This window comes from Tsukamurella serpentis (assembly GCF_054780975.1).
Window position 1 is genome coordinate 1 of record NZ_BAAGVH010000006.1, and the last position, 25,796, is coordinate 25,796.

The window sequence follows — 25,796 nt, forward strand, 5'->3', positions numbered from 1 at the left end:
GCCGATGGTACTGCACTCGTGAGGGTGTGGGAGAGTAGGACACCGCCGGACTAAAATTAGATACGAGGACCCCCGGGTCGGTGAGCAGAAGTGCTCCCGACTCGGGGGTCTTCGGCGTTGCTGGAGCCGTTTCACGGCTTCTCCGGGCGCGCACAGTGAGGCCCGGTTCGGGTGCCGTAAGGTGAATGTTGTGCGTGTCGTGATTGCCGAATGCCAGGTCGACTACGTGGGCAGGTTGACTGCCCACCTCCCGATGGCCCGCCGGCTGATCCTGGTCAAGGCGGACGGCTCGGTGAGCATTCACGCGGACGACCGGGCGTACAAGCCGTTGAACTGGATGAGTCCGCCCTGCCGGCTGGAGACGTCCCCGAAGGGTGAGGGCGCCGAGGATCTGCCCGAGGGCCAGCAACTGTGGATCGTCCGGAACAAGGCCGACGAGCAGCTGCGCATCCTGATCGGTGAGGTCGAACACGACAGTAGTCACGAGCTCGGTGTGGACCCGGGACTGGTGAAGGACGGTGTCGAGGCCCACTTGCAGGAATTGCTGGCCGAACACACCCACACCTTCGGAGCGGGCTTCACCCTGATCCGCCGCGAGTACATGACCGCGATCGGCCCCGTCGACCTGCTGTGCCGGGACGCCGACGGCCGGACCGTGGCGGTGGAGGTCAAGCGGCGCGCCGAGATCGACGGCGTCGAGCAGCTCACCCGGTACTTGGACCTGCTCAATCGGGATCCGCTGATCGCGCCGGTCACCGGGATCCTCGCCGCCCAGCAGGTCAAACCGCAGGCGCGGACCTTGGCCGAGGACCGGGGGATCCGCTGCGTCACCGTCGACTACGACGTGCTGCGCGGGACCGAGGACACCTCGTACAAGCTGTTCTGATGGCCCGTCGCCCGGTATCACGTCGACGTGCGGGCGGCACACCGCGGCCGCTGAGTGCCGGGGGATTCGGCGAGCGGGTCGAGTTCGAGGATCGGGCCTACCAGGTCCGTACCGTCACCGGGGCCGGCGCGTCCAAGGCCTACCGCTGTCCGGGCTGCGACCAACCGATCGCCGTGGGCGTCGCGCACGTCGTGGTGTGGCCGGCCGCGGAGTCCGGCGGTGTCGCCGAACGGCGGCACTGGCACACCGGCTGCTGGCGCCGTGAGGCCGCCCGGAGGGGCTAGTTCTCGGTGACGGTGACCTTCTCGGAGACCGGCTCGCCGGAATCCTCGGCTGCGGCGAAATCAGCAGCTCCCAAGATGTCCTCAGCACGTTCGGTAGCGGTGGGCGAGACCTCGGTGAGCTGATCGGCCTTGGGCGCTGCGGCAGGTTCGAAACCGGCCGGCGCGACTGTGCGGCCCACCGTCTCGGACTCGGTGTCACCGGTCGCCAGCGCCTCGGGCACGAGCGAGAGCTGACGGCGCACCGTCTCCAATTGATCGAGGATGGACGTGCGCAGCGATTGCATGTCCTCGGTGACCCGCCGCGCCTGCGCGATCTGCGCTGCGATCTTGGTGTTGGTGTCCGCGAGCTTCTGCTCGGCGGTGGCGTTGGCGGTGTTGAGAGTCTGATCGGCACGTTCGTTCGCCGAATCGATGCGCTCGCGCGCCTCCGCCTTGGAGGTGTCCTCCAACTCGGTGATGGTGCGGATGGCCTTGTCCCGGCGCAGGGACATGGCCATGTCGAAATCGTTCTGCACCCGCTCGCGGTTGTCCGCCGAGGAGCGCTCGAGCTGTTCCGCGTCCGCCTGTGCCTGCGCGACGATCCGATCGGCCTCGTCGCGTGCCTGCGACATGGTGTTCTCGTGCTCGACCTCCATGGCCTCGCGCCGGGTGGCCATGTCGGTCCGGATCCGGTCGGCCTCACGCCGGGTGGTCTCGGCCTCCTGGCGGGCCAGCGAACGCACCTCGGCGGCCTCGTTCTCGGCCGCGGCCCGGATCTCGGAGGCCTCGTCGGAGGCCAGGCGCATCATCCGGGCGATCCGGTCGCTCATACCCTCGGCGGTGGTGGGCGGGACGCTGAGCCGGTCCACCTCACGCCGCAGGTTGTCGATCTCGTCCTGGGCCTCGTCGAGCAGGTCGGTCAGCTCGCGGGCGTGCGCCGAGGCGGCGTCCCGGTCCGCCGCGAGAACCCGCAGCTCAGCCTGGTAGCGGCGGAACTGCTCGGTGACCTGGTCACGGTCGTAGCCACGAAGCACCACCGCGAACGGTGCCGGGGCCGAGCCGCCCGAGGTGTTGTCCGAATTCGCCATGCACCGATGGTACTTCGGCGCCGCCCCGGCCTGGTTCCAGCAGGGCCGTAGCGTCCGAATCGTTACCGCTGCGCGAGCCGTTGCGTGAACCGTCCGATGCGGGTGGTCTCAGCTCGCGGGCTCGACCAGCTCCACCAGCACACCACCGGCGTCCTTCGGGTGCAGGAAGTTGATCCGCGAGCCCGCGGTGCCGGCGCGCGCGGCGTCGTACAGCAGTCGGACGCCCTGCGAGCGCAGGTGCGCACTGACCGCGTCGAGATCCGTGACGCGGTACGCCAGTTGCTGCATCCCTGGTCCGTTGCGGTCCAGGAACTTCGCGATCGTCGATTCCGGGGTCAGGGGCGCCAGGATCTGCACCTGGGCCGAGCTCGACGGGGCCGCACCGCCGACGAGCAGGGAGGCGGGGGAGAGCATCGCCTCACGCACCCCCTGTTCGGTGTTGATCTCCTCGTGCGTGCACACCATCCCCAGGACCCGCGCGTACCAGTCGAGCGCGGCGTCGAAATCGGCGACCGCGATACCGACGTGGTCGATGCCCAACAGGTATTGCGCCGGGACGGCGTGTGCCTCGGGAGCACTGTGGCCGGAATGCTGCGATTGGCTCTCAGTCATGTCTCGAATGTAGCTTTATGGGCGAAGACCGATGCCCCCTAGGAGGTACCTGTGGCCCAGTCCGCAACCCGCGAGGATCCCACGGTCATCGTGGCCGGCGCCCGCACCCCGTTCGGCAAGATGCTCGGCTCGCTGAAGTCGCAGTCCGGTACCGATCTCGGTGCGGTCGCGATCCGCGGAGCACTGGAGCGCAGCGGTGTGGACCCGCAGACCATCGATTACGTCATCATGGGACAGGTGCTCACCGCGGGGGCCGGTCAGATGCCCGCACGGCAAGCGGCGATCGCGGGTGGGGTCCCGTGGGACGTGCCCACCTTGACCATCAACAAGATGTGCCTGTCCGGGATCAATGCCATCGCGCTGGCCGATCAGTTGATCCGCGCCGGTGAGTACGAGGTCGTCGTCGCCGGCGGCCAGGAATCGATGACCCGCGCTCCGCACCTGCTCGCCGGCAGCCGCGAGGGTCACAAGTACGGCAGCGCGACGATGCTCGACCACGTCGCCTACGACGGCTTGCACGACGTCTTCACCGATCAGCCGATGGGTGGGCTCACCGAGCAGCTCAACACCACCGACACGGTCACCTACTCCCGGGAGGAGCAGGACGTCTTCGCCGCCGATTCGCACCGCAAGGCGGCGCGGGCCTGGGCCGAGGGCAAGTTCGCCGACGAGGTGGTCCCGGTCGAGATCCCGCAGCGCCGCGGTGAGCCGATCCGGGTCACCGAGGACGAGGGCGTCCGTGCCGACACCACCGTCGAGACGCTCGCCAAGCTCCGTCCCGCCTTCGCCAAGGACGGCAGCATCACCCCGGGCAACGCCTCGCAGTTGACCGACGGTGCGGTCGCCGTGGTGGTCATGCGTAGGAGCAAGGCGCAGGAGCTGGGACTGGACTACCTGGCGGAGATCGGTGCGCACGGTGTGGTGGCCGGCCCGGACTCGTCGCTGCAGCACCAGCCCTCGAATGCGATCAAGAAGGCCTGTGAGAAGCAGGGGATCGAGCCGGCCGATCTCGATCTGCTGGAGATCAACGAGGCCTTCGCGGCGGTGGGCCTGGCCTCGACCGCCGATCTCGGCGTCGACCCGGAGCGGGTCAACGTCGACGGTGGCGCCATCGCCATCGGTCATCCGCTCGGCGCCTCCGGCGCCCGCATCGTGCTGCACCTGGCGCTCGAGCTCGCGCGCCGCGGCGGCGGCACCGGCGCCGCGGCGCTGTGCGGCGCCGGCGGCCAGGGCGACGCCCTGATCATCACCGTCCCCGGGAAGTGAGAACAACTGTGAACGAGTCGATCGCGTCGAAGATCGTCCTGGCGTTCAAGGTCGTGGCCTTCGCCGAGGCCCTCACGTGGATCTGGCTGCTGTTCGGCATGTACGGCAAGTGGGTCGGCGGGAACGAGGAGGCCGTCGCCAAGCCGGGCATGGCCCACGGCATCGTCTTCATGGTGTTCGTGGTACTCACCCTCGTGGTGGCGAAGATCCGCAACTGGGACCTGAAGACCCTCGCGCTGGGACTGGCCTCGACGATCCCGCCGCTGTGCTCGGTGATCTTCGAACTGTGGGCGCAGCGCGCCGGCAAGCTCGACCCGCAGGCGACCTCCGGGTCCGCCCCGGCGGCGCGGAGCACCGACGCGATCGGCAGTTAGGGCACGCCGTGCCGCGCCTGCGGGTACGTTGAGTCCGCGATTCGGTCTGCATTCGACGGAAGGCGGTCATGGTGGACATCCTGGGTGGCCTGCCGGGCGGAAAGGCGCTCGGCGCGTCGGTGAACCGGCTGCGGGCGACCGCGCGTAACGGCTACGAGGTGCTTACTCACGGAGGGCTCGAGACCGGGGCGAAGCCGTCGCCGTTCGCCGTCGTCGAACGATCCCCGATGTATCGGCTGCGCCGGTACTACGCCGATGCCGCGCCGGCACCGGCGGAGGACGACCGTCCGGTGATCCTCCTGGTCCCGCCGATGATGGTGGATGCGAACGTCTTCGACGTGACCGCGGAGAACGGTGCGGTCTCGGTGCTGCACCGCGCGGGCATCGACGCGTGGGTGATCGATTTCGGTTCGCCGGACCGCGAGGAGGGCGGTCTCGAACGCAATCTCGCCGATCACGTGGTCGCGACCTCCCGGGCGATCGACAAGGTCGCCGCGGTCCGCGGCCGCGACGTGCACCTCGGCGGCTACTCGCAGGGCGGTATGTTCTGCTACCAGGTGGCCGCCTACCGTCAGTCCCGGTCGCTCGCCAGCCTGATCACCTTCGGCAGCCCCGTGGACATCTCCGCGGGCCTCCCGCTCGGCGCACCCCCCACCCTGGTCAACAAGGGCGCCGAATTGGTCGCCGATCACGTCTTCAGCCGGTTCTTCCTGCCCGGGTGGATGGCGCAACGAGGCTTCGAACTGCTCAATCCGGTCAAGGCGGTGCGCTCGCGGGTCGATTTCGTGCGGCAACTCCACGACCGCTCGGCGCTGTTGCCCCGTGAGGATCAGCGTCGTTTCCTCGAGGCCGACGGCTGGGTCGCGTACTCGGGCCCCGCGGTCGCGGATCTGCTCAAGCAGTTCGTGGTGCACAACCGCATGCTCACCGGTGGCTTCGCGATCGACGGTGAGGCGGTCACCCTGGCCTCGATCACCTGCCCGATCCTCGCCTTCGTGGGACTCGCCGACCAGATCGGACGTCCCAGCGCGGTGCGCGGCATCCTGCAGGCCGCGCCGATGGCCGAGGTGTACGAGGCCCAGGTGTCGGCCGGGCACTTCGGGCTGGTGGTGGGTTCGTCCGCCGGCGCGATCACCTACCCGACGGTGGCGCGGTGGGCGAAGTTCCAGGACGGAAGTGGGCCGCGCCCGGAGAACATCGAGCCGATGGCGCCGCACGACGGCAGTGACGGGGCGGTCAACCCGCTGGTCGCAGGGGTCGCGGGTATGGCCACCGTCGGGTTCGTCGCGGCCCGCGACGTGCTCGACGCGGCCTCCGCCACCGCGGCCGGTGCCTCGGCGGTGGCGCGGGAGGTCACGCGGGGTCTGCCGAAGCTCGCACGACTGGGGCAGTTGCAGGCCCATACCCAGGTTTCGCTGGGCAAACTGCTGGCCGAACAGGCGGCGCGGGACCCGCACGGCGAGTTGTTCCTCTACGAAGACCGGGTGCACACCAAGCAGGCGGTCAGCGAGCGCATCGACCGGGTGGTCAGCGGACTGCTGCAGGTGGGTGTGCGGCAGGGCGAGCACGTGGGAGTGCTCATGCACACCCGCCCGTCGGCGCTGGTCGCCATGGCGGCGCTGTCACGACTCGGCGCTGTCGCGGTGCTGCTTCCGCCGGGAATCGACTACGGCGCGGCGCTCGGGCTCGGTGAGGCGACCTCGGTGATCACCGATCCGGAGCACGCGCAGGATGCGACCGCGGTCGCGGAACGGGTCTTCGTGGTGGGCGGCGGCGACCGCCGCGACCGGCCCGGTGCCGCTTCCCAGGACCTCGCCGCCGAACTGGTCGACCTGGAACAGGTCGACCCCGACGATGTGCGCATCCCCGGCTGGTACCGCCCCGACGCGGGCCTGGCCCGCGATCTGGCGTTCGTGATGTTCTCGGTGGTCGGGGAGTCGCTGCGGGCCAAGCGGGTGACAAACGGCCGGTGGGCGTTGTCGGCGTTCGGCACCGCGTCCGCGGCTCGGCTGTCCGAGAGCGACACCCTCTACTGCCTCACTCCGCTCAGCCACAGTTCCGGACTGATGACCAGCCTCGGCGGTGCTCTGGCCGGGGGCTCGCGGATCGCCCTGACCCGCGACTTCGATCCCACCCGGTTCATGGTCGAGGTGCAGCGCTACGGCGTCACCGTGGTCTGCTACACCTGGAACCTCATGCGCGCGGTGCTCGACACCCCCGATCTGCAGGTTCCCCGCTACCACCCGGTCCGGGCGTTCATCGGTTCCGGGATGTCGGCCGAGCTGTCCCGGCGGGTGTCCGAGGTCTTCGGTGCCCAGGTGGTCGAGTTCTACGCCTCGACCGAGGGCGAAATCGTGCTGGCGAAGGTCCGCGGCGACAAGCCCGGCGCCAAGGGCCGCCGGTTGCCGGGCAGCGCCGAAGTGGCTCTGGTCGACTACTACTTCGATTCCGGGCGGTTCGTGGAGAACGAGGAGGGCTACCTCCAGCAGGTGCAGCGCGGCGAGGTCGGTGTGCTGATCGGCCGTGCCGATCCGGACACCACGCACCGGGACGCGCTGCTGCGCGGGGTGTTCCGGCCGGGTGATGCCTGGTTCTCCACCGGCCACCTGTTCCGTCAGGACGACGACGGTGACTACTGGCTGGTCGACGACCTGCGCACGGTCGCGCTCACCGATCGCGGCCCGGTGTACTCGATCCCGATCACCGATGTGCTCGAGCAACTCGGGCAGGTCGATCACGCGGTGGTCTACCAGGTTCCGGACGACGGGCTTCAGGCCTCGACGCGGGTGGTCGCCGTGGTCACGCTCCGCCCCGGTGGGACGCTGACCGCGGACGAGGTCACCGCCGCGTTCGCCGGCCGGCAGGGCCAGTACCCCGATATCGTCTCGGTGGTCGACGAGGTCCCGCTCACCAGCTGGTTCCGGCCCCGCCATCGCGCACTGGTCGAACGCGGCGTACCGGAGCCCGGCCCCTCGTCCTGGCGGTTCGATCCGGAGCACGGCCGATACCTGTGACCGGTGCTCGCCGAGGGCGAACACCGCGGGCCGGGCGGGCCTGGCGCGGCGTGCCAAAATGGTGGGGTGACTACACCGCGCGCCCCGCGAGGCGCTTCGAAGCAGGATCAGGAGCGCGCTCTGCGCACTGCGGCGGCCATGGCGGGAGCGGTGGACCTGTCCGCGCTCAAGGCCCGTGCGGATGCCGCCGCGGCCCAACAGGCGCGAGCGGCCGGTGGCGCCGCGGACGCCGCCGCGTCTGATTCCGCGGCACCTGCGCCGGGACCTGCGGGATCCGGTGTCGGTGTGATCGACGTGACCGATCAGAGCTTCCCCGCCGAGGTGATCGACCGCTCGGCGAATCAGCTGGTGGTCGTGCTGCTGATGGCCGGCTACAGCGAGCAGTCACAGGCCATGGCCGCGATGCTGGGTTCGCTCGCCGCCGCGGACGGTGGCCGGTGGACTCTCGCGCGGGTCGACGTCGACGGCGCCCCGGGCGTCGCGCAGGCGTTCGGAGCGCAGTCGGTGCCCATGGTGATCGGCGTGGCAGGGGGCCGTTCGGTGACCGCGTTCGCCGGCGCGCAGCCGGAGCCGGCGGTGCGTCAGTGGCTCGGAGATGTGCTCGCGCAGTTGCCGCCCGAGTTCGGCGGCGGGCCGGTGGACCGGGCCGAGGCCGCGCCGGACCCGCGTCGGGAGGCGGCCGAGCAGTTGGCCGCCGATGGCGACTACGAGGGGGCGCGCGCGGCGTACGAGGCGATCGTGCACGCGGATCCGGGCGATGCGGAGGCGGCCGCTGCGGCCCGGCAGATGGCGTTCTTCGCACGTGCCACCACTGTGGAGCCGGGTGCGGCCGCGCGGGCGGAGTCCGCCGGCGGTGACGTGTCCGCCGTTCTCGACGCCGCCGACGAGGAGCTCATGGGCGGAGCGCACGAGGCTGCGTTCGCCCGCCTGATCAGTGCGATCCGGGTGTCCGCCGGTGACGATCGCACGGCGCTGCGGACCCGCTTGATCGAGCTGTTCGATCTCTTCGATCCCGCGGATCCGTCGGTGCTGGCGGCCCGCCGCGATCTGGCAGCCGCGCTGTTCTGAGTGTGGGCACTCGGAACCGGTTTGACATACTGATCCAGTGATTGCGAGAACGTGGGCGACGGTGCCGGTGTCCCGTCGTTCCGTACTGGCCGGACTGGGAGTTGCGGGGCTGTCCGGCACCGTGGCGGCGTGCGGTCGCACCGGCCCGGAAGTGAGCCGCCGGGATCTGCAGGCGTGGTTCCACCAGTACGGGGAGAAGGGCGCCTCGGAGGCGCTCGACCGCTACGCGGCACAGTTCCCCGGCGGTGGTGTCCGGGTGGGGATCTTCCCCGGCGACTACGAGCAGCGGGTGACCTCGGCGCTGGCCGAGGGCACCGGACCGGACGTCTTCGAGTTCCCGAACGGTCCGTCCATCGACATGATCGCCGCCGGCCAGGTGGTGGACCTGACGGATCTGTTCGGCGACGTCCGTTCGGACTTCACGCCGGCGCTGCTGAACCGGATGACCCACCGCGGCCGGATATTCGGGATTCCCCAGGTCACCGACGTACAGCTGCTGGTGTACCGGCGTTCGACGTTCGCGCAGGCCGGTGTGGTTCCACCGCGCACCCTGGACGAGCTGATCTCGGCGGTCAAGGAGCTCGACCGCGGAGCGATGAAGGGCCTGTTCCTGGGGAACAGCGGCGGCGCGGATGTGCTCGGTGGTGTGCTGCTGTGGTCCTCGGGGCACGACTACATCACGCCGGAGGACGAGCCGGGCTTCGTCGACGAGGAGGTGGCCGTCGGTCTGCGTGCCATGCGTGAGCTGTACACCTCGGGGAATCTGCTGCTCGGGTCGCCGCAGGACTGGGCCGACCCGGCTGCGTTCATCGAGGGCCGCACCGCCATGCAGTGGACCGGTCTGTGGGCGCTCCCGGCGATCCGGGCAGCGCTGGGCGACGACTTCGGTGTGCACCCGTTCCCGGCGATCGGCCGCAACGGCGGCGCGAGTGTGCCCTTCGGTGCCTACGGAACCTGCGTCAGCGCCGGCGGCGACGTGGCCCGGGCCAAGGAGTTCGCCAAGTGGTTGTGGATCGAGCGCAGTGACCTGCAATTGGACTGGGCGCAGGCCTACGGCCTGCATGTTCCCGCGCGACGCTCGGTGTTGCCCGCGGCCACCATCCTGGCCACCGGCGCCTACAACGAGGCGGCGCAGCTGGTCTACTCGGTGGGGCGCCCGCAGACGCCGCTGCTGTGGACCGCGCGCAGTGCCACCACCTACCGTGACGCCCTCGACCGAGTGATCCGCGGTGGCGCGGATCCGATGACCGAACTGCGGGCCGTGGCGGCCGTGGTGCGGGAGGAACTGAAGCGCCTGCGCTGAGGCATAGGCTGGTTGCCATGCTCCTGCCGTACACAGTGACCCCCGTTCCGCCCGGCTCCGACGAGACGCCCGCGGTGACCGTGGACGGTCGCACGCTCTCGCGCACCGATCTGATCGGAGCGTCCACGGCGGTCGCCGAGCGGCTCGGCGGCCTGGGTGTCCGCGGACCGGTCGCAGTGTGGGCGGAGCCGACGCTCGCCACCGTCGTCGCGCTGGTCGGGGCGCTGCGCGCCGGGGTGCCCGCGGTTCCGGTCCCTCCTGATTCGGGCTCCGGCGAGATCGAGCACATCCTCACCGACTCCGGCGCGCAGGCCTGGTTGGGTGCCGCGCCGCGGACTGCGGGGGTGCAGCTCCCGACGGTTCCGGTCCGGGAGCACGCCCGGGGCTGGCACAGCCTGCCGGAGCCGCATCCGCGGTCGACCGCGCTGATCATGTACACCTCGGGGACCACCGGTGCACCCAAGGGGGTTCCGGTCCGGCGGGAGGCGATCGCGTCCTGCATCGACGCCCTGGCCGATGCGTGGTCCTGGACCGATGCCGACACTCTGGTGCACGGTCTGCCGCTGTTCCACGTCCACGGACTGATCCTGGGGATGGTGGGTGCGCTGCGCGTGGGCGGCCCCGTCGTGCACACCGGCAAGCCCACGCCGCAGGCCTATGCGCAGACCCCCGGCACGCTCTACTTCGGTGTGCCGACGGTGTGGTCGCGGATCGCGCGGGATCCGGAATCGGCTGCGGCGCTGAAGCGGGCCCGATTGCTGGTCTCCGGGAGTGCGCCGCTGCCCGCGCCGGTCTTCGAGCGGATCGAGGAGCTCACCGGACACCGGATCGTCGAACGGTACGGGATGACCGAGACCCTGATCACCGTCAGCGCCCGCGCCGACGGTGAGCGGCGACCGGGATGGGTGGGACTGCCGCTGTCCGGTGTGCAGACCCGCCTGGCCGGCGAGCACGGTGAGCCGGTCCCGCACGACGGTGAGTCGATCGGTGCCCTCGAGGTCCGCGGCCCGATGGTCGGCACCGAGTACCTGGGCAGGCCGGAGGCGAGTGCGCGATCGTGGTCCGCGGACGGCTGGTTCGCCACCGGCGACGTCGCGGTGATCGACCCGTCAGGGCTGCACCGCATCGTGGGCCGGGCCGGAACCGACCTGATCAAGACCGGTGGCTTCCGGGTGGGAGCGGGGGAGATCGAGGCCGCCCTGCTCGGGCACCCGCGGGTGCGGGAGGCGGCCGTGATCGGCATCGCCGACGACGACCTGGGGCAGCGGCCGGTGGCGTTCCTCGTCACCGACGGTGCCCGGGATGAGGCGGCGGCCACCGAGATCATCGAATTCGTCGGCCGGACGCTCTCGAAGCACAAGCGTCCCCGGGAGGTCCGTTTCGTCGATGAACTCCCGCGCAATCCGATGGGCAAGGTGCAGAAGTCGCTGCTGGAGTAACAGCCGGAGCGATCAGAACACCGGGTCCGGTCGGCGGGTGAGGATGAACTCGTGCAGCCGTCGGGCCGGCGGGGCCAGTGTCGCCGTCGCCCGCGCGAGCGATATCGCGCGTCGGTGGGAGCCCGCCAACGCCACCTCCACCATCGCCGACGGGGCTCGATCGTCGTGGGGCAGGAGCGCGACTCCCAGGCCGCGCGCCACGAGCTCGCGGATGGTCGCGAACTCGGTCGCTTCCATCGTGATCGAGGCGGTGAATCCGGCGTCGGCACACCATTTCTCGGTGATCGTGCGCAGGTGGTAGCTGGGTGGGTTGGCGATGAAGCTCTCCCCGCGCAGTTGGTCGAGCCGGATGCGCGCCTCCCCGGCGAGGCGATGATGGCCGGGGAGCGCCGCGAAGACCTCCTGGGCGCCGATCACCTCCTGGTGCAGCCGCTGCGGGGGAGGGATCACCACGGCGAGATCGAGTGCCCCGGTGTCGAGATCGCGCACCAGCTCGGATCCGTGTGCCTGTTTGAGATTCACCGTGACGCCGGGGTGGCCGCGACGGAAGGCGGACAGCAGGTCGGGGATGGTCCCGGTACCCATGGTCAAGGGGAAGCCGAAGCGTACGGTGCCGTTCTCGGCGTCGGAGTCACCGGTGGTCTCGTCGATCGCGAGCGCGAGATCCTGGAGCGGCTGCCGGATCCGTTGCGCGAGGTGCGCTCCGGCAGGGGTGAGCCGGACGGTGCGGCCGGAGTGGATGAGCAGTGGCGTCTTCAGGTCGTTCTCCAGGGCGTGGATCCGCCGGCTCATCGACGACTGCGGGACACCGAGTGCGGCCGCCGCACGAGTCATGTGTCCGTCGTGCGCGGCCAGTGCCGCGAGTGCGGCGAGCTGGGGCGTGAACAGACTCAGCGACTGATCCATATTCAGATCATATCTCTGCAATAGCTCATTGGACGGATGGATTGCGGGTCGCGGAGGCTGAGAACGGCTCGCAGTACCGACAGTCTCCGGGAGGAACCGATGACCAGCAGCTCCGCACCGCACTTCGACGCCGACGTGGTCCTGATCGGCGGCGGCATCATGTCGGCCACGCTCGGCGCCATGCTCGCCGACCGCCCCGGATTGCGGATCCTGATGCTCGAACGCGGCGAAGCACTCGCAACCGAGAGCAGCGGCCCGTGGAACAACGCCGGAACCGGGCACGCCGGCTTCTGCGAACTGAACTACATGCCCGACCCTGACGATCCGGCCCGTGCCCTGTCGATGGCGCAGCAGTACCGGCAGACCCGCGCGTGGTGGCAACGATTGATCGATGCCGGCCGGCTCGACGGTGCCTTTCTGCGGCCGGCGCCGCACATCAATGTCGTCTTCGGCGAGCGGGACCGGGATTACCTGCGGCGCCGTTACCAGAGCCTGCGCCGGCATCCGGACTTCGTGCAGATGCAGTTCACCGAGGACCCCTCGGTCATCCGGGAGTGGGCACCGCTGGTGATGCACGGCCGTGCCCCGGGATCGATGTGGGGGCGCATCGCAGCGACGCGCCACCCCGGCGGCACCGACGTCGACTTCGGTGCCCTCACCGAGGGGCTGACCGAGATCATGCTGCGGGCGGGCGGTGAGGTCCGATTCGGGCATGAGGTGACCCGGCTGCGCCGTGATCTCGCCGGCTGAACGGTGCGCGGACGCCACTCGGGCGGGCGTTTCGAGATCCGCGCCCGGCGGGTCTTCGTCGGGGCGGGCGGCCAGGCGCTGCGGTTGTTGCAGAGCGCCCGCCTGCCGGAGGTGCGCGGTTACGCGGTGCTTCCGGTGGGGGCGGCGTTCCTGCGCTGTTCGGCACCGGAAGTGGTCGCCCAGCACGATGGAAAGGTATACGGGCAGGCCGCGATCGGGGCCCCGCCGATGTCGGTGCCGCATCTGGACCGGCGCAGTGTGCAGGGCCGGGACTATCTGATGTTCGGCCCGTACGCCACGTTCAGTACCAAGTTGCTCAAGCGCGGCAGCCGCGCGGACTTCTTCCGCACCCTGCGGCCCGGGAATCTGCACGTGATCGCCGCTGCGGTGGCACAGAATCCGCTGCTGGTGCGCTACCTGGTGACCGAACTGGCCGCGGGGAGGAAGAAGCGGTTCGCGCAATTGCGGCAGTACTTCCCCGACGCCGATCCGGCGCAGTGGGAGTTGATCACCGCCGGGCAGCGGGCGCAACTGGTGACCGGCGATCCCCACCGTGTGGGAGTACTGCAGCAGGGGACCGAGCTGGTCACCGGAGCGGACCGCACCGTGGGCGGTCTGCTCGGCGCCTCACCCGGGGCCAGTACGGCCGTCCCGATCATGATGGAACTGTTGCGGCGCTGGGAGATCTGACCACCGCGGTGCCGTTGTCATACATGGCGCCGCGGTGGCCGAATCGCCCTGCGAGGGCGGAGATCGGGCGGATCAGAGCGCGGCGCGAGCCTGCGCCACAGCGTCGGCCGGGTTGCCGCGCCACGGCTCACCGTGCCCGGGAGCGATGGTGTCGGCGTCGAGATCGGCGATCGCGTCCAGGGTCCGGGCGGTGCCCGCCGGGTCATGACTGAAGAAGCCGGGCAACAGCTGCGGGCCCGTGCTGCCGGACAGCGGGTGCCCGGTGACCAGCGCATCTCCGGTGGCGACAACGCCGCCGGGCAGCAGGAATGCGGTGTGTCCGGAGGTGTGGCCCGGGCACGGCACCGGTACCGGAGCGCCCGGCAGATCCAGGGCGGCACCCGCTGCGGGCACCGTGAACGGCTGTGCGTAGGGCATCTCCACATGATCGAGCGCACCCACCCGGATCACCCCGGCCAACCACTTGAGGGTGCGTGGGCGCCAGGCGATCGGCACCAGGTCGAGCGGCTTGGCCTGCTCGTGCACCTCGCCGTGCGCGTGCGCGATCTCATCCGGATGCGCGAGCACCGTTGTGCCGTAACGTTCGTGCAGTTTCGCGATGCCGCCCACATGGTCGATGTGCGCGTGCGTCACCAGGATGGCCCGGACGTCCTCGGGGCGGCGTCCGATCGACGCGAGCTCCGCCTCCACCCGGTCGACGTCGCCCGCCCAGCCCGCATCGATCAGGGTGACGCCGTCACCGTCGACCAGCGCGAGGAAGTTGACGTGCGTGCCGCGACCGAACCAGACGCCGCTCGATAGTTCTTGCATTACTTTCCTTCGAATGTGAGCCAGACGGCGGAGTTCGGCCCGAGAACGACCTCCGCGGAGGCGGAACGGCCGTGCCACGGCCGTTCTTCAGCCATCACGCCGCCCATGTTGCCGGCGCCGGATCCATAGTACGCGCTTGAATCAGTGTTTACTATCTCTTGCCAATAGCCTACGTGGGGCACTCCCACCCGGTAGCGCTCATGCGTCTGACCGGAGAAGTTGTAGAGGCACAGAACTACGGATCCGTCACTGCCCCAACGCAGGAAGCTCAGCACGTTGTTCTGCGAGTCGTTGGCATCCACCCACTCGTAACCCGTCGGGGTGCTGTCCCGGCTCCACAGCGCCGGATGCGCCCGGTACGCGGCGTTGAGATCGCGGGTGAGCGCCTGAATGCCGGTGTGCAGCTCACCCTCCCAGCCCTCGAGGTCGTCCCAGTTCAGGCTCCGCTCCTGCGACCACTCGCCGACCTGTCCGAACTCCTGGCCCATGAACAGCAATTGCTTACCGGGGTGGCCCCACATGTACGCCAGCAGCGCTCGGACACCGGACGCCTTGGTCCGCGCGTCGCCCGGCATCCGGGTCCACAACGTGCCCTTGCCGTGCACCACCTCGTCGTGACTGATCGGCAGGACGAAGTGCTCACTCCACGCGTACATCAGCGAGAACGTGATCTCGTGGTGGTGGAAGGAGCGGTGCACCTGATCGCGCCCCAGGTATCCCAGGGTGTCGTGCATCCAGCCCATGTTCCACTTCATGGTGAATCCGAGTCCACCCAGTTCTGTCGATCGGGTCACCCCCGGCCAGCTGGTGGACTCCTCGGCGACGGTCACCACGCCCGGGAAGTGCTTGTGGACGGTGGCGTTCATCTCCTGCAGGAACTCCACCGCTTCCAGGTTCTCCCTTCCGCCGTGGACGTTCGGCGTCCAGCCGCCGTCCGGGCGCGAGTAGTCCAGGTACAGCATCGAGGCCACTGCATCGACCCGGAGACCGTCCACGTGGAACTGGTCGAACCAGTACAGCGCGTTGGCCACCAGGAAGTTGCGCACCTCGCGGCGCCCGAAGTCGAAGACGTAGGTGCCCCAGTCGAGTTGCTCACCGCGTTGCGGATCACCGTGCTCGTAGAGCGGGGTGCCGTCGAACCGGGCCAGCGCCCACGCGTCCTTGGGGAAGTGCGCGGGCACCCAGTCCACGATCACGCCGATGCCGCGGGCGTGCATCACGTCGACGAACTCGCGGAACTCGTCCGGGCTGCCGAACCGCGAGGTGGGGGCGTAGTAGGAGGTCACCTGGTAACCCCAGGAGCCGCCGAAGGGATGCTCGGCGACCGGCAGCAGTTCGATGTGGGTGAACCCGATCTCGCTGACGTAGTCCGCGAGCTGGTCCGCCAGCTCCAGGTAGTTCAGTCCCTGCCGCCACGATCCCAGGTGCACCTCGTAGGTGCTCATCGGGTGGTGGGTGGGGATCTGCTTGGCGCGCTCGGCGATCCACGACCCGTCGCGCCAACGGTGCGCGCTGGTGGTCACGATCGACGCGGTGGCCGGCGGCCGTTCGGTGCGCCGCGCCATCGGGTCGGCCTTCTCCACCGGGCCGTTGCCGGTGAAGATCCGGAACTTGTAGGCCGCACCCTCGCGCACGCCCGGTACGAAGACCTCCCAGACACCGGAGGAACCCAGCGAACGCATCGGATAGGACTCGCCCGCCCAGTACTCGAAGTCGCCGATCACCGTGACACCACGTGCACTCGGTGCCCACACCGCGAACGAGGTGCCGTCGACCTCACCGTCTGGGGTGGTGTAGCTGCGCACCTGCGCGCCGAGCACCTCCCACAGCCGCTCGTGCCGGCCCTCGCCGATCAGGTGCAGGTCCATCTCGCCCACGGTGGGTAGGAACCGGTAGCCGTCCGCGACGACCGTTCCGCCCGCCGGGTACTGGACCTCGAAGCGGTAGTCGATCAGGTCCTCGATCGGGACCTCGGTGCCCCACAACGGACCGTCGATGCGGGCCAGCGGGAAGTGCTCGCCGCCGATCACCGCGGCGACGGCGGTGGCGCCGGGTTTGAGTGTGCGCAGCACCGTGCCGGTGGGGGTGGGGTGGGCCCCCAGGATCGAGTGCGGGTCGTAGTGCTCTCCAGACAGCAGGCGCGCCACGCTCTCCGGGGCGACCTCCGCTGCAGCGGAGTGGTTGTCGTTCATCCGGTCACACCTTCCTCGCCGGTTCGGCGGATCGCTCGGGATTCGCTAGGGCTCCCGATACGACAGCTCCAGGCATCGTTGCCGATCCATCCGGGGCAGCGCCAGGATGTGCGCCACATTCCGCCACGGCTCGAGCCGCACGAAGTTGTCGGCGCCCCACTGGTACACCTCGCCGGAGACCTCGTCGTGCACCTCGAAACGCTCGTGCCAGTCCCGGCCGATCGCCGGCAGATCCAGGCGGACGGTGCCGGACTCGGACCCGAACGGGTTGAGGTTCACCACGATCAGCACCAGATCGCCGGTCGAGGCGTCGTACTTGCTGTACGCGATCAGAGCGTCGTTGTCGCTGTGGTGGAAGTGCAGGTTGCGCAACTGCTGCAGGGCGGGGTGCCGACGGCGGATCTGGTTGAGCCGCGCGATCCACGGTTCCAGCGACTCCCCGCGGCTCTGCGCCTGCTTGTAGTCGCGCGGCCGCAGCTCGTACTTCTCGGAGTCGAGGTACTCCTCGCTGCCCGCGCGCACCGGGACGTGCTCGTAGAGCTCGTATCCGGAGTACATGCCCCAGCTGGGGGAGAGTGTCCCGGCCAGCGTCGCGCGGATGGCGAACATCCCCGGACCGCCGTGCTGCAGACTCTCGTGCAGGATGTCCGGCGTGTTCACCCAGAGATTGGGGCGGCACAGATCGGCGTTGGCGGCGTGCTCGCGACCGAACTCCTCGAGTTCCCACTTCGCGGTCCGCCAGGTGAAGTAGGTGTAGCTCTGCGTGAACCCCGCCTTGGCCAGGCCGTACATGCGGGCCGGGCGGGTGAAGGCCTCGGCCAGGAACAGTACGTCCGGGTTGACCCGCTTGACCTCGGTGATCAGCCAGTGCCAGAAGTCCGGCGGTTTGGTGTGCGGGTTGTCCACCCGGAAGATCTCCACCCCGCGCCGTACCCAGAACATGGTCACCCGCAGCAGTTCCCGGTAGATGCCGGTGCGGTCGGTGTCGAAGTTGATGGGGTAGATGTCCTGGTACTTCTTCGGCGGGTTCTCCGCGTACGCGATGCTCCCGTCGGGCAACACGGTGAACCACTCCGGGTGCTCGGCCGCCCACGGATGATCAGGTGCGGCCTGGAAGGCCAGATCGAGGGCTATCTCCATCCCGAGCTCCCGCGCCCGGCGGTTGAACTCGTCGAAGTCCTCCAGCGTGCCCAGGGCCGGGTCCACCGCGTCGTGACCGCCCGCAGCGGAGCCGATCGCCCAGGGCGAACCCACATCGTCCGGCTCGGGGGTCAGGGTGTTGTTGCGTCCCTTCCGGTTGACCGTGCCCACCGGGTGGATCGGGGGGAGGTAGACGACGTCGAACCCCATCTCGGCGATTCGGGTCAGATCCTCGGCGGCGGTGAGGAAGGTGCCGTGCACCGGCCTGCCCTCGGTGTCCCAGCCGCCGGTCGAGCGGGGGAACAGCTCGTACCAGGAGCCGAACAGCGCGCGATTGCGGTCCACCCACACCCGGAAGGTCCGGGACTTGGTCACCAGCTCACGCACCGGGCGGTCGGTCAATAGCGCGGTGACCTCCGGGTGCAGCGCCGGGCTGGTGCGTTCGACCAGGCTGCGGTCCTCGGCTCGCAGTGCGTGCGCGGCGGCCGTCAGTGTGTCCCGGGCCGGACCTTCCAGCTCGGTGGCGGCACGATCGAGCAGGCGCGCCCCCAGTTCCATATCGTTCGCCAGTTCCGTCGTGCCCTGGCCCGCGGCGAGCTTCTTGCGCACCGCATCACGCCAGGTGCTCGCCGGATCTGACCAGCCCTCGATGCGCAAGGACCAGTATCCGGTGCGGTCCGGACGGAACACCGCGTGGAAGCGGTCGGGCTGCGCCGACTCGGTCATCCGGACAGTGGAGGAGATGCCGTCCGGGCCGGTCACCACGACCGATGCCGCGACCGCGTCGTGGCCCTCGCGCCACACCGTCGCAGCTACCGGCACGACCTCGCCGACCACTGCCTTTCCGGGGTACTGCCCGCAGGACACCACGGGTTCGATCTCGTCGATACCGATGCGGCCGGTCACGTCGTCAACGGTAGTCGACCTGTCCGGATCGTGTGTGGCTACTCCGGCTCAGGACTGCGCCAGCCGCTGGAGCGCGGCCACAGCGGTATCGCGGTCGGCGGTCTCCCAGAACGGGGGCAGTGAGGCACGCAGGAAGCCTCCATACCGGGCGGTCGCGAGCCGTGGATCGAGCACCGCCACCACCCCGCGGTCGTCGGTCGAGCGCAGCAGTCGGCCCACGCCCTGCGCGAGCAGGAGGGCCGCGTGGGTGGCGGCCACAGCCATGAAGCCGTTGCCGCCGCGGGATTCGACGGCGCGCTGGCGGGCGGTGAGCAGCGGATCGTCGGGCCGGGGGAACGGGATCCGGTCGATCAGCACCAGTGACAGCGACGGTCCCGGCACGTCGACGCCCTGCCACAGGCTCAGGGTGCCGAACAGGGAGGTCGACGGGTCGGCGGCGAAATCCCGCACCAGCTGACCGGTATTGCCCTCGCCCTGGCACAGGATCGGCAGGTCCACTCGCTCGCGCAGCGCCTCGGCGGCGGCCTTGGCGGCGCGAGTGGAGCTGAACAGGCCCAGAGTGCGGCCACCGGCCGCGGTGAGCAGGGTCTCGATCTCATCGAGGGTCGCGGTGGCGGTGCCGTCGCGACCGGGTGGTGGCAGCTTGGTCGCGACGTACAGGATCCCGGACCGGGCGTAGTCGAACGGTGATCCGACGTCGATGTGGCTCCACTCCAGTCCGGCCTCGGGGGGCCTGCCCGAGGCGAGTGCCGGATCACGGTCCGGGGCGGCGCCGCCGGAGCGGGGCAGGCCCCAGGACCCGGCGACGGTGTCGAATCCGCCTCCCACGGCCAGCGTCGCGGACGTGAGTACCACGGTCGACTCGCCGAACAGGCGCGAACGCAGCAGCCCGCCCACCGACAGCGGCGCCACGAACAGTGCGCGGCGGAAGCCGCCACCCTTGACCGGGATGTCGGAGGTCCACACCACGTCCCGGCGCTTGGCCTCATCCGGCTCGTCGAATGCGGTCAGCACCCGCACCGCGGTGTCGTGCACCTCGTCGAGTGCGGTGATCGCGGCGCTGCGAGCGGCGGCCGCATCGGAGTCCAGGCTCGCCCCGCGAGCAGGTCCCACGGCGGTGCGGGTCGCCCAGGCGGCGTCGCGCACCGCGGCCAGGGCCGGACCCCCGCCGTCGGGCAGGCCGAGCCAACGCCGCGCACCCGCCGCGTCCAGCAATTGCGTGAGCCCTTCCGAGGCCGCGACCAGGGCGTCGGCGATCTCCTCCTCGACCAGCTTGCCGGCGCGTCGGGCCGCGGCTGCCACGGCCGGGCCGGTGAGTTCGGCGGTGGCCACCGAGGTCACGCGGTCCACCAGTTCGTGCGCTTCGTCGACGATCACCGCGTCGTGCTCGGGTAGCACGTTGACCTCGGTCATCGCGTCGATCGCCAGCAGGGCGTGATTGGTCACCACCACGTCCACCCGGCCGGTGCGTTTGCGGGCGGCCTCGGCGAAACAGTCCTGCCCGTAACTGCAGTTGGTGGCGCCCAGGCATTCGCGGGCGCCCACACTGACCAGCCGCCAGGACTGGTCGGAGACCGCCGGGGTCAACTCGTCGCGGTCACCGGTCTCGGTGTCACTGCTCCACTCGCGCAGCCGCTTCATCTCACGTCCCACCCGTGAAGCGGCGAACGGATCGAACAGTTCCTCACTGTCCGGCTCGGAGGCCACTGAACTGTGCAGCTTGTTCAGGCAGAGGTAATTGCCCCGGCCCTTGAGGATCGCGAACTCGGGTTCGCGTCCCAGGGGCTTGGCGAGCGCCTTGGCCAACCGCGGCAGGTCGCGGTCCACGAGCTGCTGCTGCAGGGCGATGGTGGCAGTGCTCACCACCACGGTCTTTCCGGAGGTGACCGCATGGCGGATCGAGGGCACGAGATAGGCCAGGGATTTGCCGGTGCCGGTGCCCGCCTGGACGGCGAGGTGTTCGCCGGTGTCCAGGGAGTGCGCCACAGCGGCGGCCATCCGCACCTGGCCCTCACGCTTGCTGCCGCCCAGTGCGGTGACTGCGGCGTCCAGCAGTTTCGGCACGATCGGCGGCTCGGTCACCCGGAGAGTCTAGCGGCCCGGTAGTGCGAGGACGGCGGCCCGATCGCCGAGTGCGTCCCCGGTTCGGGTCACGCGCGTCTGCCCGCGCATCCGGAGGCGATCGACCTGCCGACGGTGCGCAGCAGTGCGGCTGCGTCGGTCATACACCGCTGCGGATCGGGTTCGAGCGCGGACAGCGCGATCGCGCGACGGAAGCCGGCGCGGTGGATCTGGTCGGCGTCGAGTGTGCTGCGACCGGCGACTGCGAGCACCGGGACCCCGCGCTCACGGGCGGCTGCCGCGACTCCGGCCGGCGCCTTGCCGTGCAGTGTCTGTTCGTCCAGGGAACCCTCACCCGTGATGACCAGGTCGCAGGAGGCCAGCTTCACCGCGAAATCGGTGAGCTCGAGCACGATCTCCACTCCGGGGCGCGCCCGGGCGCCGAGGAGCGACATCGCGCCGAACCCGGCGCCGCCCGCTGCGCCGGCACCCGCGGCGGCGCGCAGATCCCGCCCGGTCGTGGCCCTGACCAGGTCCGCCCAGGTGCGCAGGGCATCGTCGAGCACCGGGATGTCGGCCGGGTCCACTCCCTTCTGCGGGCCGTACACCGCCGCCGCCCCGTCGGCCCCGAGGAGGGGATTGTCGACATCGCAGGCCAGGGTGAACCGGGCGCTGCGCGCCGCGCGATGCAGCCCGGACAGGTCCAGCCGTGTCGCCTGCAGCAGTCCGCCGCCACCCGGTGCGACGGGTCTGCCATCGGCGTCGGTGATCTCGGCTCCGAGCGCGGTGAGCATCCCCGCTCCGCCGTCGGTGGACGCGCTGCCGCCGAGACCGATCACGATCTCCCGGGCGCCGTGGTCCAGAGCGTGTGCGATCACCGTTCCCAGGCCCGCGGTGCCCGCCTGCAGCGGGGCGAACCGGCCGCCCGGGAGTAGTCCCAGGCCCACCGAGGAGGCGAGCTCGACCACCGCTTCGTCGCCGCGGCGGGCGTAACCGGTGCGGTGCACCTCACCGGTCGGGCCGGTCGTGACCACGTGCACCCGGTCCCAGCCGGCCGACACCGCGGCGTCGACGGTGCCCTCACCGCCGTCGGCGATCGGGGCCCGGACGCACAGCCAGTCCGGGGCGACGTCGGCGATGCCGCGCGCCAGCGCGTCGGTGACCGCCGCCGCGGACAGTGAGCCCTTGAACTTGTCCGGTGCGAGCAGCACCGTCGTCGGATCGGCGGTCATGCACCCTCCTAGTCCAGCAGCAGGAGCGCGGTGGGCGCATCGCCGCCGGCGGTCGCGAGGTCCTCGAACTCGGTGACGTCGTCGAGTTCGGTACCCATAGCGATGTTAGTGACCCGTTCCAGGAAGATCTCGACGATCACCGGAACCCGGTGCTCGCCGGCCAGTGTCCGGGCTCGGTGCAGTGCCGCGGCGATCTCCGCCGGGTCGATCACGCGCAGTGCCTTGCAGCCCAGGCCCTCCGCCACCTTGACGTGGTCGACGCCATAGCCCTTGGGAACCGGCGGCATCCGGTCGGCGCCGCCTGAGCTGTCCGCAGCGGTGCAGTCGTCACTCTCGGCGTTGATGTTGTCGAAGCCAAGCTGGACGCAGAAGTCCATATCGAAGATGCGCTGCGCCTGACGGATCAGACCCAGGTAGGAGTTGTTGACCACCACGTGCACGTAGGGCAGGTTGAACTGCGCCGCGACCGCGAGTTCCTCGATCATGAACTGGAAGTCGTAATCACCGGAGAGGGCTACCACGTCGGCGCCGGGCTCGGCCGTGACCACGCCCAGTGCCGCTGGGATGGTCCAGCCCAGTGGCCCGGCCTGGCCGCAGTTGATCCAGTGCCGCGGTTTGAAGACGTGGAGGAACTGCCCGCCGGCGATCTGCGACAACCCGATCGTGCTCACGTACCGGGTGTCCCGGCCGAAGACCCGGTTCATCTCCTCGTACACCCGCTGAGGCTTGACAGGGATGTCGTCGAAATGGGTGCGGCGCTGCATCGTCCGCTTCCGCTCGGCACACTCGCCGACCCATGCGGTGCGGTCCGGGAGGGTTCCGGCGGAGCGGCGTTCGCGGGCTACCGTCACCAGGAGGTCGAGTGCTGCGCCGGCATCGGAGACGATGCTGTAGTCCGGAGCGAAGACCCGTCCGATCTGCGTGGGATCGATGTCGATGTGGACGAATCTGCGCCCCGCGCGGTAGGTGTCCAATCCGCCGGTATGACGGTTCGCCCACCGGTTGCCGATTCCCAGGACGAAGTCCGAGGCCAGCAGGGTGGCGTTTCCGTACCGGTGCGCGGTCTGCAGGCCCACCATCCCCGCCGCCAGAGGGTGATCGTCGGCGATGGTTCCCCACCCCATCAACGTGGGGATCACCGGTACGTTCAGCAGCTCGGCCAGCTGCACCAACTGCTCCGCGGCGTCGGCGTTGACGATGCCGCCACCGGCCACGATCAACGGGCGGTGCGCGGCCGTGAGCATGTCCAGAGCCTTCTCGGCCTGTGCGCGGGTGGCGGCGGGCTTGTGCACCGGCAAGGGGGCGTAGGTCTCGGGGTCGAAGTCGATCTCGGCGAGTTGTACGTCGATCGGCAGGTCGATCAGTACCGGACCGGGCCGCCCCGAGCGCATCAGGTGGAAGGCCTGCGCGAACACCCCGGGAACCTGAGCGGGTTCGAGCACGGTGACGGCCATCTTGGTGACCGGGGCGGCGATCGAGGCGATGTCGACCGCCTGGAAATCCTCCTTGTGCAGGCGCGCCACCGGCGCTTGGCCGGTGATCGCCAGGATCGGGATCGAATCGGCCATCGCCGAGTACAGGCCGGTGATCATGTCGGTGCCCGCCGGTCCGGAGGTACCGATGCACACACCGATGTTCCCGGCCCTCGCCCGGGTGTACCCCTCGGCCATGTGGGAGGCGCCCTCGACGTGCCGGGCCAGTACATGGCCGATCCCGCCGTGGGCGCGTAGCGCCGCATAGAACGGGTTGATCGCCGCACCGGGTACGCCGAACGCCTGGGTGGCGCCTTCGAGTTCGAGGATCCTGGCCGCTGCTTCGGCGGCGCGCATACGAGCCATGTCGGTTCTCCTGTCGGGGACTGGTACTGGGGCTGGAGCTGAGATCTGGCGGGTTCACCCGGCGCGGCCGGAGAGCCGCTCGACGCCGCGCAGCAGTGCGCTGTGGTCGAGACCGGCGTCCCCGTTGACGCGGGCCGAGGCCATGAGCTGTGCGACCAGTGCGCCCACCGGAGTGACCACACCGGCCTCCCGAGCGGCGGCAGTGACGATGCCGAGATCTTTGTGGTGCAACTCGATCCGGAACCCGGGTTCGAATTCGCGGTCGAGCATCCTCCGTGCCTTCTGATTCAGCACCGCCGACCCGGCGAGTCCGCCGCCGAGGACCTCGACCGCGGCGGCGGTGTCCACCTCGTAGGCCTCGAGGAAGACGATCGCCTCGGCGAGCAGTTCGAGGGTGCCGGCCACGATCAGCTGGTTGGCGGCTTTCACGGTCTGGCCCGACCCGTTGGGGCCGACGTGCACGACGGTCCTGCCCACCACGTCGAGGACCGGGCGGGCGGTGTCGAAGTCGTCCGGTGAGCCCCCGACCATGATCGAGAGCGTCGCGTTCACGGCTCCGGCCTCACCCCCGGAGACCGGCGCGTCGAGCATCCGGAAGCCCCGGGTGCCGGCCTGTTCGGCGAGCGAGCGGGCCACGTCGGGCCGGATACTGGAGAAGTCGATGATCAGGGCGCCGTCGGGGGCGTTGTCGAAGACCCCGCCCTCCCCGGCCAGGACGGTCTCGACGTCGGGGGAGTCCGGGACCATCAGGGCGATGATCTCGGCGTCCGCGACGGCTTCGGCGATGGAGGACGCCCCCGTTCCGCCGGCGTCGATCAGTGGCGCGGTGCGTTGTGGGGAGCGGTTGAATCCGGTGACGGTGTGTCCGGCCTCGGCGAGGTGCACGGCCATGGGGCTGCCCATGATGCCGAGTCCGATGAATGCGATGTTGGTCATGTCAGACTCCTTGGTGGGTCGAGTTCAGGACGCGGAGAGACCACGGGCCGAGCCCGCAGCGCGTTGTGCGCGGGGGAGCCAGGCGAACGGATCGGCGTGGGTCTGCTTGTACTCCAGTCCGATCGGGCCGGCGTATCCCACCTGCAGCAGGTGCCGGAGATGATTCTCGAGGTCGAGTGCGCCGGTGCCGGGCTCGCCTCGCCCGGGCGCGTCCGCGATCTGGACGTGGCCGATCCGGCGGGCATGGGTGTCGATCACCGCGGTCAGGTCGTCACCGTTGACCTGCAGGTGGTAGAGGTCGGCGAGGAGACGCAGGTGATCGGGTGCCCCGGTGGCGTGCACCCGGTCGATCACGGCGATCGCGTCCGCCGCGGTCTTGAGCGGGTAGCGCGGGGCGCCGCTGACCGGTTCGATCAGCACCACAGCGTCGATGGCTGCGGCGGCGCGGGCCGCTGCCGCCAGGTTCTCATCGGCGACGTCGTCCTGGGCCCCGGGGTGCATACCGTCGATCCGGTTGCCGTACAGGGCGTTGAAGGCCGGTGTGCCCAATCGCTGGCCGATGCCGATGGTGATCGCGATGTTGTCGCGGAACTCCGCCGCGCGGGCGGGGTCGGAGAGGATGCCACGGTCGCCGCCGGGCATGTCCCCGGCGGCGAAGTTCAGCCCGGTGAGCCGGACCCCGGCGTCGTCGATCGCGGTGACGAAGGCGTCGACCTGCCGGTCGCTCGGAGTGGATGTGGGGAAGGGCCACCAGAATTCGACGGCATCGAAGCCTGCGCTCCGGGCTGCGCGGGGCCGGTCGAGGACCGGAAGATCGGCCAGCAGGATCGAGCAGTTGACGGTGTAGGTGAAGGTGGTGTTCGCGTTCATCAGGACTCCTTCGTCAGACCGGAGGGAGGTGCAGAGGATCAGTGGGCAGCCGGCCGCACGGAGCCGGGACCGGGCGCAGGCGCCGGAGTGGGACGCAGGAGTCCTGAGCGCGACATTGAGACCAGGACGCTTCCGTATATCGAAAGAAAATG

Annotated in this window: 19 protein-coding genes and 1 pseudogene; 9 read left to right on the top strand and 11 right to left on the bottom strand. The window is 69.9% G+C overall.

Annotated features, from left to right (window positions below; genetic code table 11):
* Positions 1 to 190: 190 nt before the first annotated feature.
* Positions 191 to 886 (top strand): endonuclease NucS, encoded by a 696-nt coding sequence (nucS, locus tag ACYVHG_RS13700; protein WP_461168028.1) that lies wholly within the window; start codon positions 191 to 193, stop codon positions 884 to 886.
* Entirely contained in the window at positions 886 to 1,170 is a 285-nt protein-coding gene (locus tag ACYVHG_RS13705) for a hypothetical protein (RefSeq protein ID WP_461168029.1), read from the top strand. The genes nucS and ACYVHG_RS13705 overlap by 1 nt, the downstream gene beginning before the upstream one ends.
* Here the strand turns inward: ACYVHG_RS13705 and ACYVHG_RS13710 are convergent.
* Positions 1,167 to 2,237 (bottom strand): hypothetical protein, encoded by a 1,071-nt coding sequence (locus ACYVHG_RS13710; RefSeq protein WP_461168030.1) that lies wholly within the window; start codon positions 2,235 to 2,237, stop codon positions 1,167 to 1,169. The two genes, ACYVHG_RS13705 and ACYVHG_RS13710, sit on opposite strands and share 4 nt — an antisense overlap.
* Positions 2,238 to 2,345: 108 nt before the next feature.
* Entirely contained in the window at positions 2,346 to 2,849 is a 504-nt protein-coding gene (gene mce / locus ACYVHG_RS13715) for a methylmalonyl-CoA epimerase (protein ID WP_461168031.1), read from the bottom strand.
* A gap of 51 nt (positions 2,850 to 2,900) precedes the next feature.
* Here mce and ACYVHG_RS13720 point away from each other — a divergent pair, with 51 nt between their 5' ends.
* The 6 genes from ACYVHG_RS13720 to ACYVHG_RS13745 all read left to right on the top strand — a co-directional run bounded on the left by ACYVHG_RS13720 (position 2,901) and on the right by ACYVHG_RS13745 (position 11,313).
* Positions 2,901 to 4,115 carry an acetyl-CoA C-acetyltransferase gene (locus ACYVHG_RS13720; protein ID WP_461168032.1) on the top strand — a complete coding sequence of 405 codons (1,215 nt, stop codon included), beginning with the start codon at positions 2,901 to 2,903 and terminating at the stop codon, positions 4,113 to 4,115.
* Positions 4,116 to 4,123: 8 nt separating this feature from the next.
* On the top strand, positions 4,124 to 4,489 hold the full coding sequence (locus ACYVHG_RS13725; RefSeq protein WP_461168033.1) for a DUF3817 domain-containing protein: 366 nt from the start codon (positions 4,124 to 4,126) through the stop codon (positions 4,487 to 4,489).
* 68 nt (positions 4,490 to 4,557) lie between these two features.
* Positions 4,558 to 7,503: an AMP-binding protein gene (locus ACYVHG_RS13730; RefSeq protein WP_461168034.1), complete on the top strand. Its 2,946-nt coding sequence runs from the start codon at positions 4,558 to 4,560 to the stop codon at positions 7,501 to 7,503.
* Between the two features lie 66 nt (positions 7,504 to 7,569).
* Complete coding sequence (locus ACYVHG_RS13735; protein WP_461168035.1) at positions 7,570 to 8,571, top strand: tetratricopeptide repeat protein; 1,002 nt, start codon at positions 7,570 to 7,572, stop codon at positions 8,569 to 8,571.
* 37 nt (positions 8,572 to 8,608) lie between these two features.
* Positions 8,609 to 9,874: an ABC transporter substrate-binding protein gene (locus ACYVHG_RS13740; RefSeq protein WP_461168036.1), complete on the top strand. Its 1,266-nt coding sequence runs from the start codon at positions 8,609 to 8,611 to the stop codon at positions 9,872 to 9,874.
* 17 nt (positions 9,875 to 9,891) lie between these two features.
* A complete protein-coding gene (locus ACYVHG_RS13745; protein ID WP_461168037.1) occupies positions 9,892 to 11,313 on the top strand; it encodes an acyl-CoA synthetase in 1,422 nt (473 codons plus the stop codon).
* 12 nt (positions 11,314 to 11,325) lie between these two features.
* On the opposite strand, the gene ACYVHG_RS13750 is transcribed toward ACYVHG_RS13745, so the two are convergent.
* Positions 11,326 to 12,219, bottom strand: coding sequence for a LysR family transcriptional regulator (locus ACYVHG_RS13750; RefSeq protein ID WP_461168038.1), 894 nt, complete (start codon positions 12,217 to 12,219; stop codon positions 11,326 to 11,328).
* Positions 12,220 to 12,318: 99 nt separating this feature from the next.
* Between ACYVHG_RS13750 and ACYVHG_RS13755 the strand changes: the two are divergent.
* Positions 12,319 to 13,647, top strand: a pseudogene (locus ACYVHG_RS13755) (malate:quinone oxidoreductase); the annotation flags it as partial.
* A gap of 84 nt (positions 13,648 to 13,731) precedes the next feature.
* On the opposite strand, the gene ACYVHG_RS13760 reads toward ACYVHG_RS13755, so the two are convergent.
* The 8 genes from ACYVHG_RS13760 to ACYVHG_RS13795 all read right to left on the bottom strand — a co-directional run bounded on the left by ACYVHG_RS13760 (position 13,732) and on the right by ACYVHG_RS13795 (position 25,644).
* Positions 13,732 to 14,469, bottom strand: a complete 738-nt coding sequence (locus tag ACYVHG_RS13760; RefSeq protein ID WP_461168039.1) for an MBL fold metallo-hydrolase — start codon at positions 14,467 to 14,469, stop codon at positions 13,732 to 13,734.
* Positions 14,469 to 16,661, bottom strand: a complete 2,193-nt coding sequence (gene glgB, locus ACYVHG_RS13765; protein WP_461168040.1) for a 1,4-alpha-glucan branching protein GlgB — start codon at positions 16,659 to 16,661, stop codon at positions 14,469 to 14,471. Before glgB ends, ACYVHG_RS13760 begins: the two co-directional genes overlap by 1 nt.
* A 45-nt stretch (positions 16,662 to 16,706) precedes the next feature.
* Positions 16,707 to 18,707, bottom strand: a complete 2,001-nt coding sequence (locus ACYVHG_RS13770; protein WP_461168041.1) for an alpha-1,4-glucan--maltose-1-phosphate maltosyltransferase — start codon at positions 18,705 to 18,707, stop codon at positions 16,707 to 16,709.
* A gap of 48 nt (positions 18,708 to 18,755) precedes the next feature.
* The gene (locus tag ACYVHG_RS13775) at positions 18,756 to 20,789 is read right to left on the bottom strand and encodes an ATP-dependent DNA helicase (protein WP_461168042.1); all 2,034 of its coding nucleotides are present in this window, start codon (positions 20,787 to 20,789) and stop codon (positions 18,756 to 18,758) included.
* 68 nt (positions 20,790 to 20,857) lie between these two features.
* Entirely contained in the window at positions 20,858 to 22,000 is a 1,143-nt protein-coding gene (locus tag ACYVHG_RS13780; RefSeq protein ID WP_461168043.1) for a glycerate kinase, read from the bottom strand.
* 8 nt (positions 22,001 to 22,008) lie between these two features.
* Positions 22,009 to 23,838, bottom strand: coding sequence for a glyoxylate carboligase (gcl, locus tag ACYVHG_RS13785; protein WP_461168044.1), 1,830 nt, complete (start codon positions 23,836 to 23,838; stop codon positions 22,009 to 22,011).
* 54 nt (positions 23,839 to 23,892) lie between these two features.
* On the bottom strand, positions 23,893 to 24,774 hold the full coding sequence (locus tag ACYVHG_RS13790; RefSeq protein ID WP_461168045.1) for a 2-hydroxy-3-oxopropionate reductase: 882 nt from the start codon (positions 24,772 to 24,774) through the stop codon (positions 23,893 to 23,895).
* 24 nt (positions 24,775 to 24,798) lie between these two features.
* Positions 24,799 to 25,644 (bottom strand): hydroxypyruvate isomerase family protein, encoded by an 846-nt coding sequence (locus ACYVHG_RS13795; RefSeq protein WP_461168046.1) that lies wholly within the window; start codon positions 25,642 to 25,644, stop codon positions 24,799 to 24,801.
* Positions 25,645 to 25,796 lie beyond the last annotated feature (152 nt).

Excerpts from the sequence above, each read along its gene's own strand:
- ACYVHG_RS13705 (WP_461168029.1), top strand. The coding sequence starts at position 886 with ATGGCCCGTCGCCCGGTATCACGTCGACGTGCGGGCGGCACACCGCGG.
- ACYVHG_RS13710 (WP_461168030.1), bottom strand. The coding sequence starts at position 2,237 with ATGGCGAATTCGGACAACACCTCGGGCGGCTCGGCCCCGGCACCGTTC.
- mce (WP_461168031.1), bottom strand. The coding sequence starts at position 2,849 with ATGACTGAGAGCCAATCGCAGCATTCCGGCCACAGTGCTCCCGAGGCA.
- ACYVHG_RS13730 (WP_461168034.1), top strand. The coding sequence starts at position 4,558 with ATGGTGGACATCCTGGGTGGCCTGCCGGGCGGAAAGGCGCTCGGCGCG.
- ACYVHG_RS13745 (WP_461168037.1), top strand. The coding sequence starts at position 9,892 with ATGCTCCTGCCGTACACAGTGACCCCCGTTCCGCCCGGCTCCGACGAG.
- ACYVHG_RS13750 (WP_461168038.1), bottom strand. The coding sequence starts at position 12,219 with ATGGATCAGTCGCTGAGTCTGTTCACGCCCCAGCTCGCCGCACTCGCG.
- ACYVHG_RS13760 (WP_461168039.1), bottom strand. The coding sequence starts at position 14,469 with ATGCAAGAACTATCGAGCGGCGTCTGGTTCGGTCGCGGCACGCACGTC.
- glgB (WP_461168040.1), bottom strand. The coding sequence starts at position 16,661 with ATGAACGACAACCACTCCGCTGCAGCGGAGGTCGCCCCGGAGAGCGTG.
- ACYVHG_RS13780 (WP_461168043.1), bottom strand. The coding sequence starts at position 22,000 with ATGACCGCCGATCCGACGACGGTGCTGCTCGCACCGGACAAGTTCAAG.
- gcl (WP_461168044.1), bottom strand. The coding sequence starts at position 23,838 with ATGGCTCGTATGCGCGCCGCCGAAGCAGCGGCCAGGATCCTCGAACTC.
- ACYVHG_RS13790 (WP_461168045.1), bottom strand. The coding sequence starts at position 24,774 with ATGACCAACATCGCATTCATCGGACTCGGCATCATGGGCAGCCCCATG.
- ACYVHG_RS13795 (WP_461168046.1), bottom strand. The coding sequence starts at position 25,644 with ATGAACGCGAACACCACCTTCACCTACACCGTCAACTGCTCGATCCTG.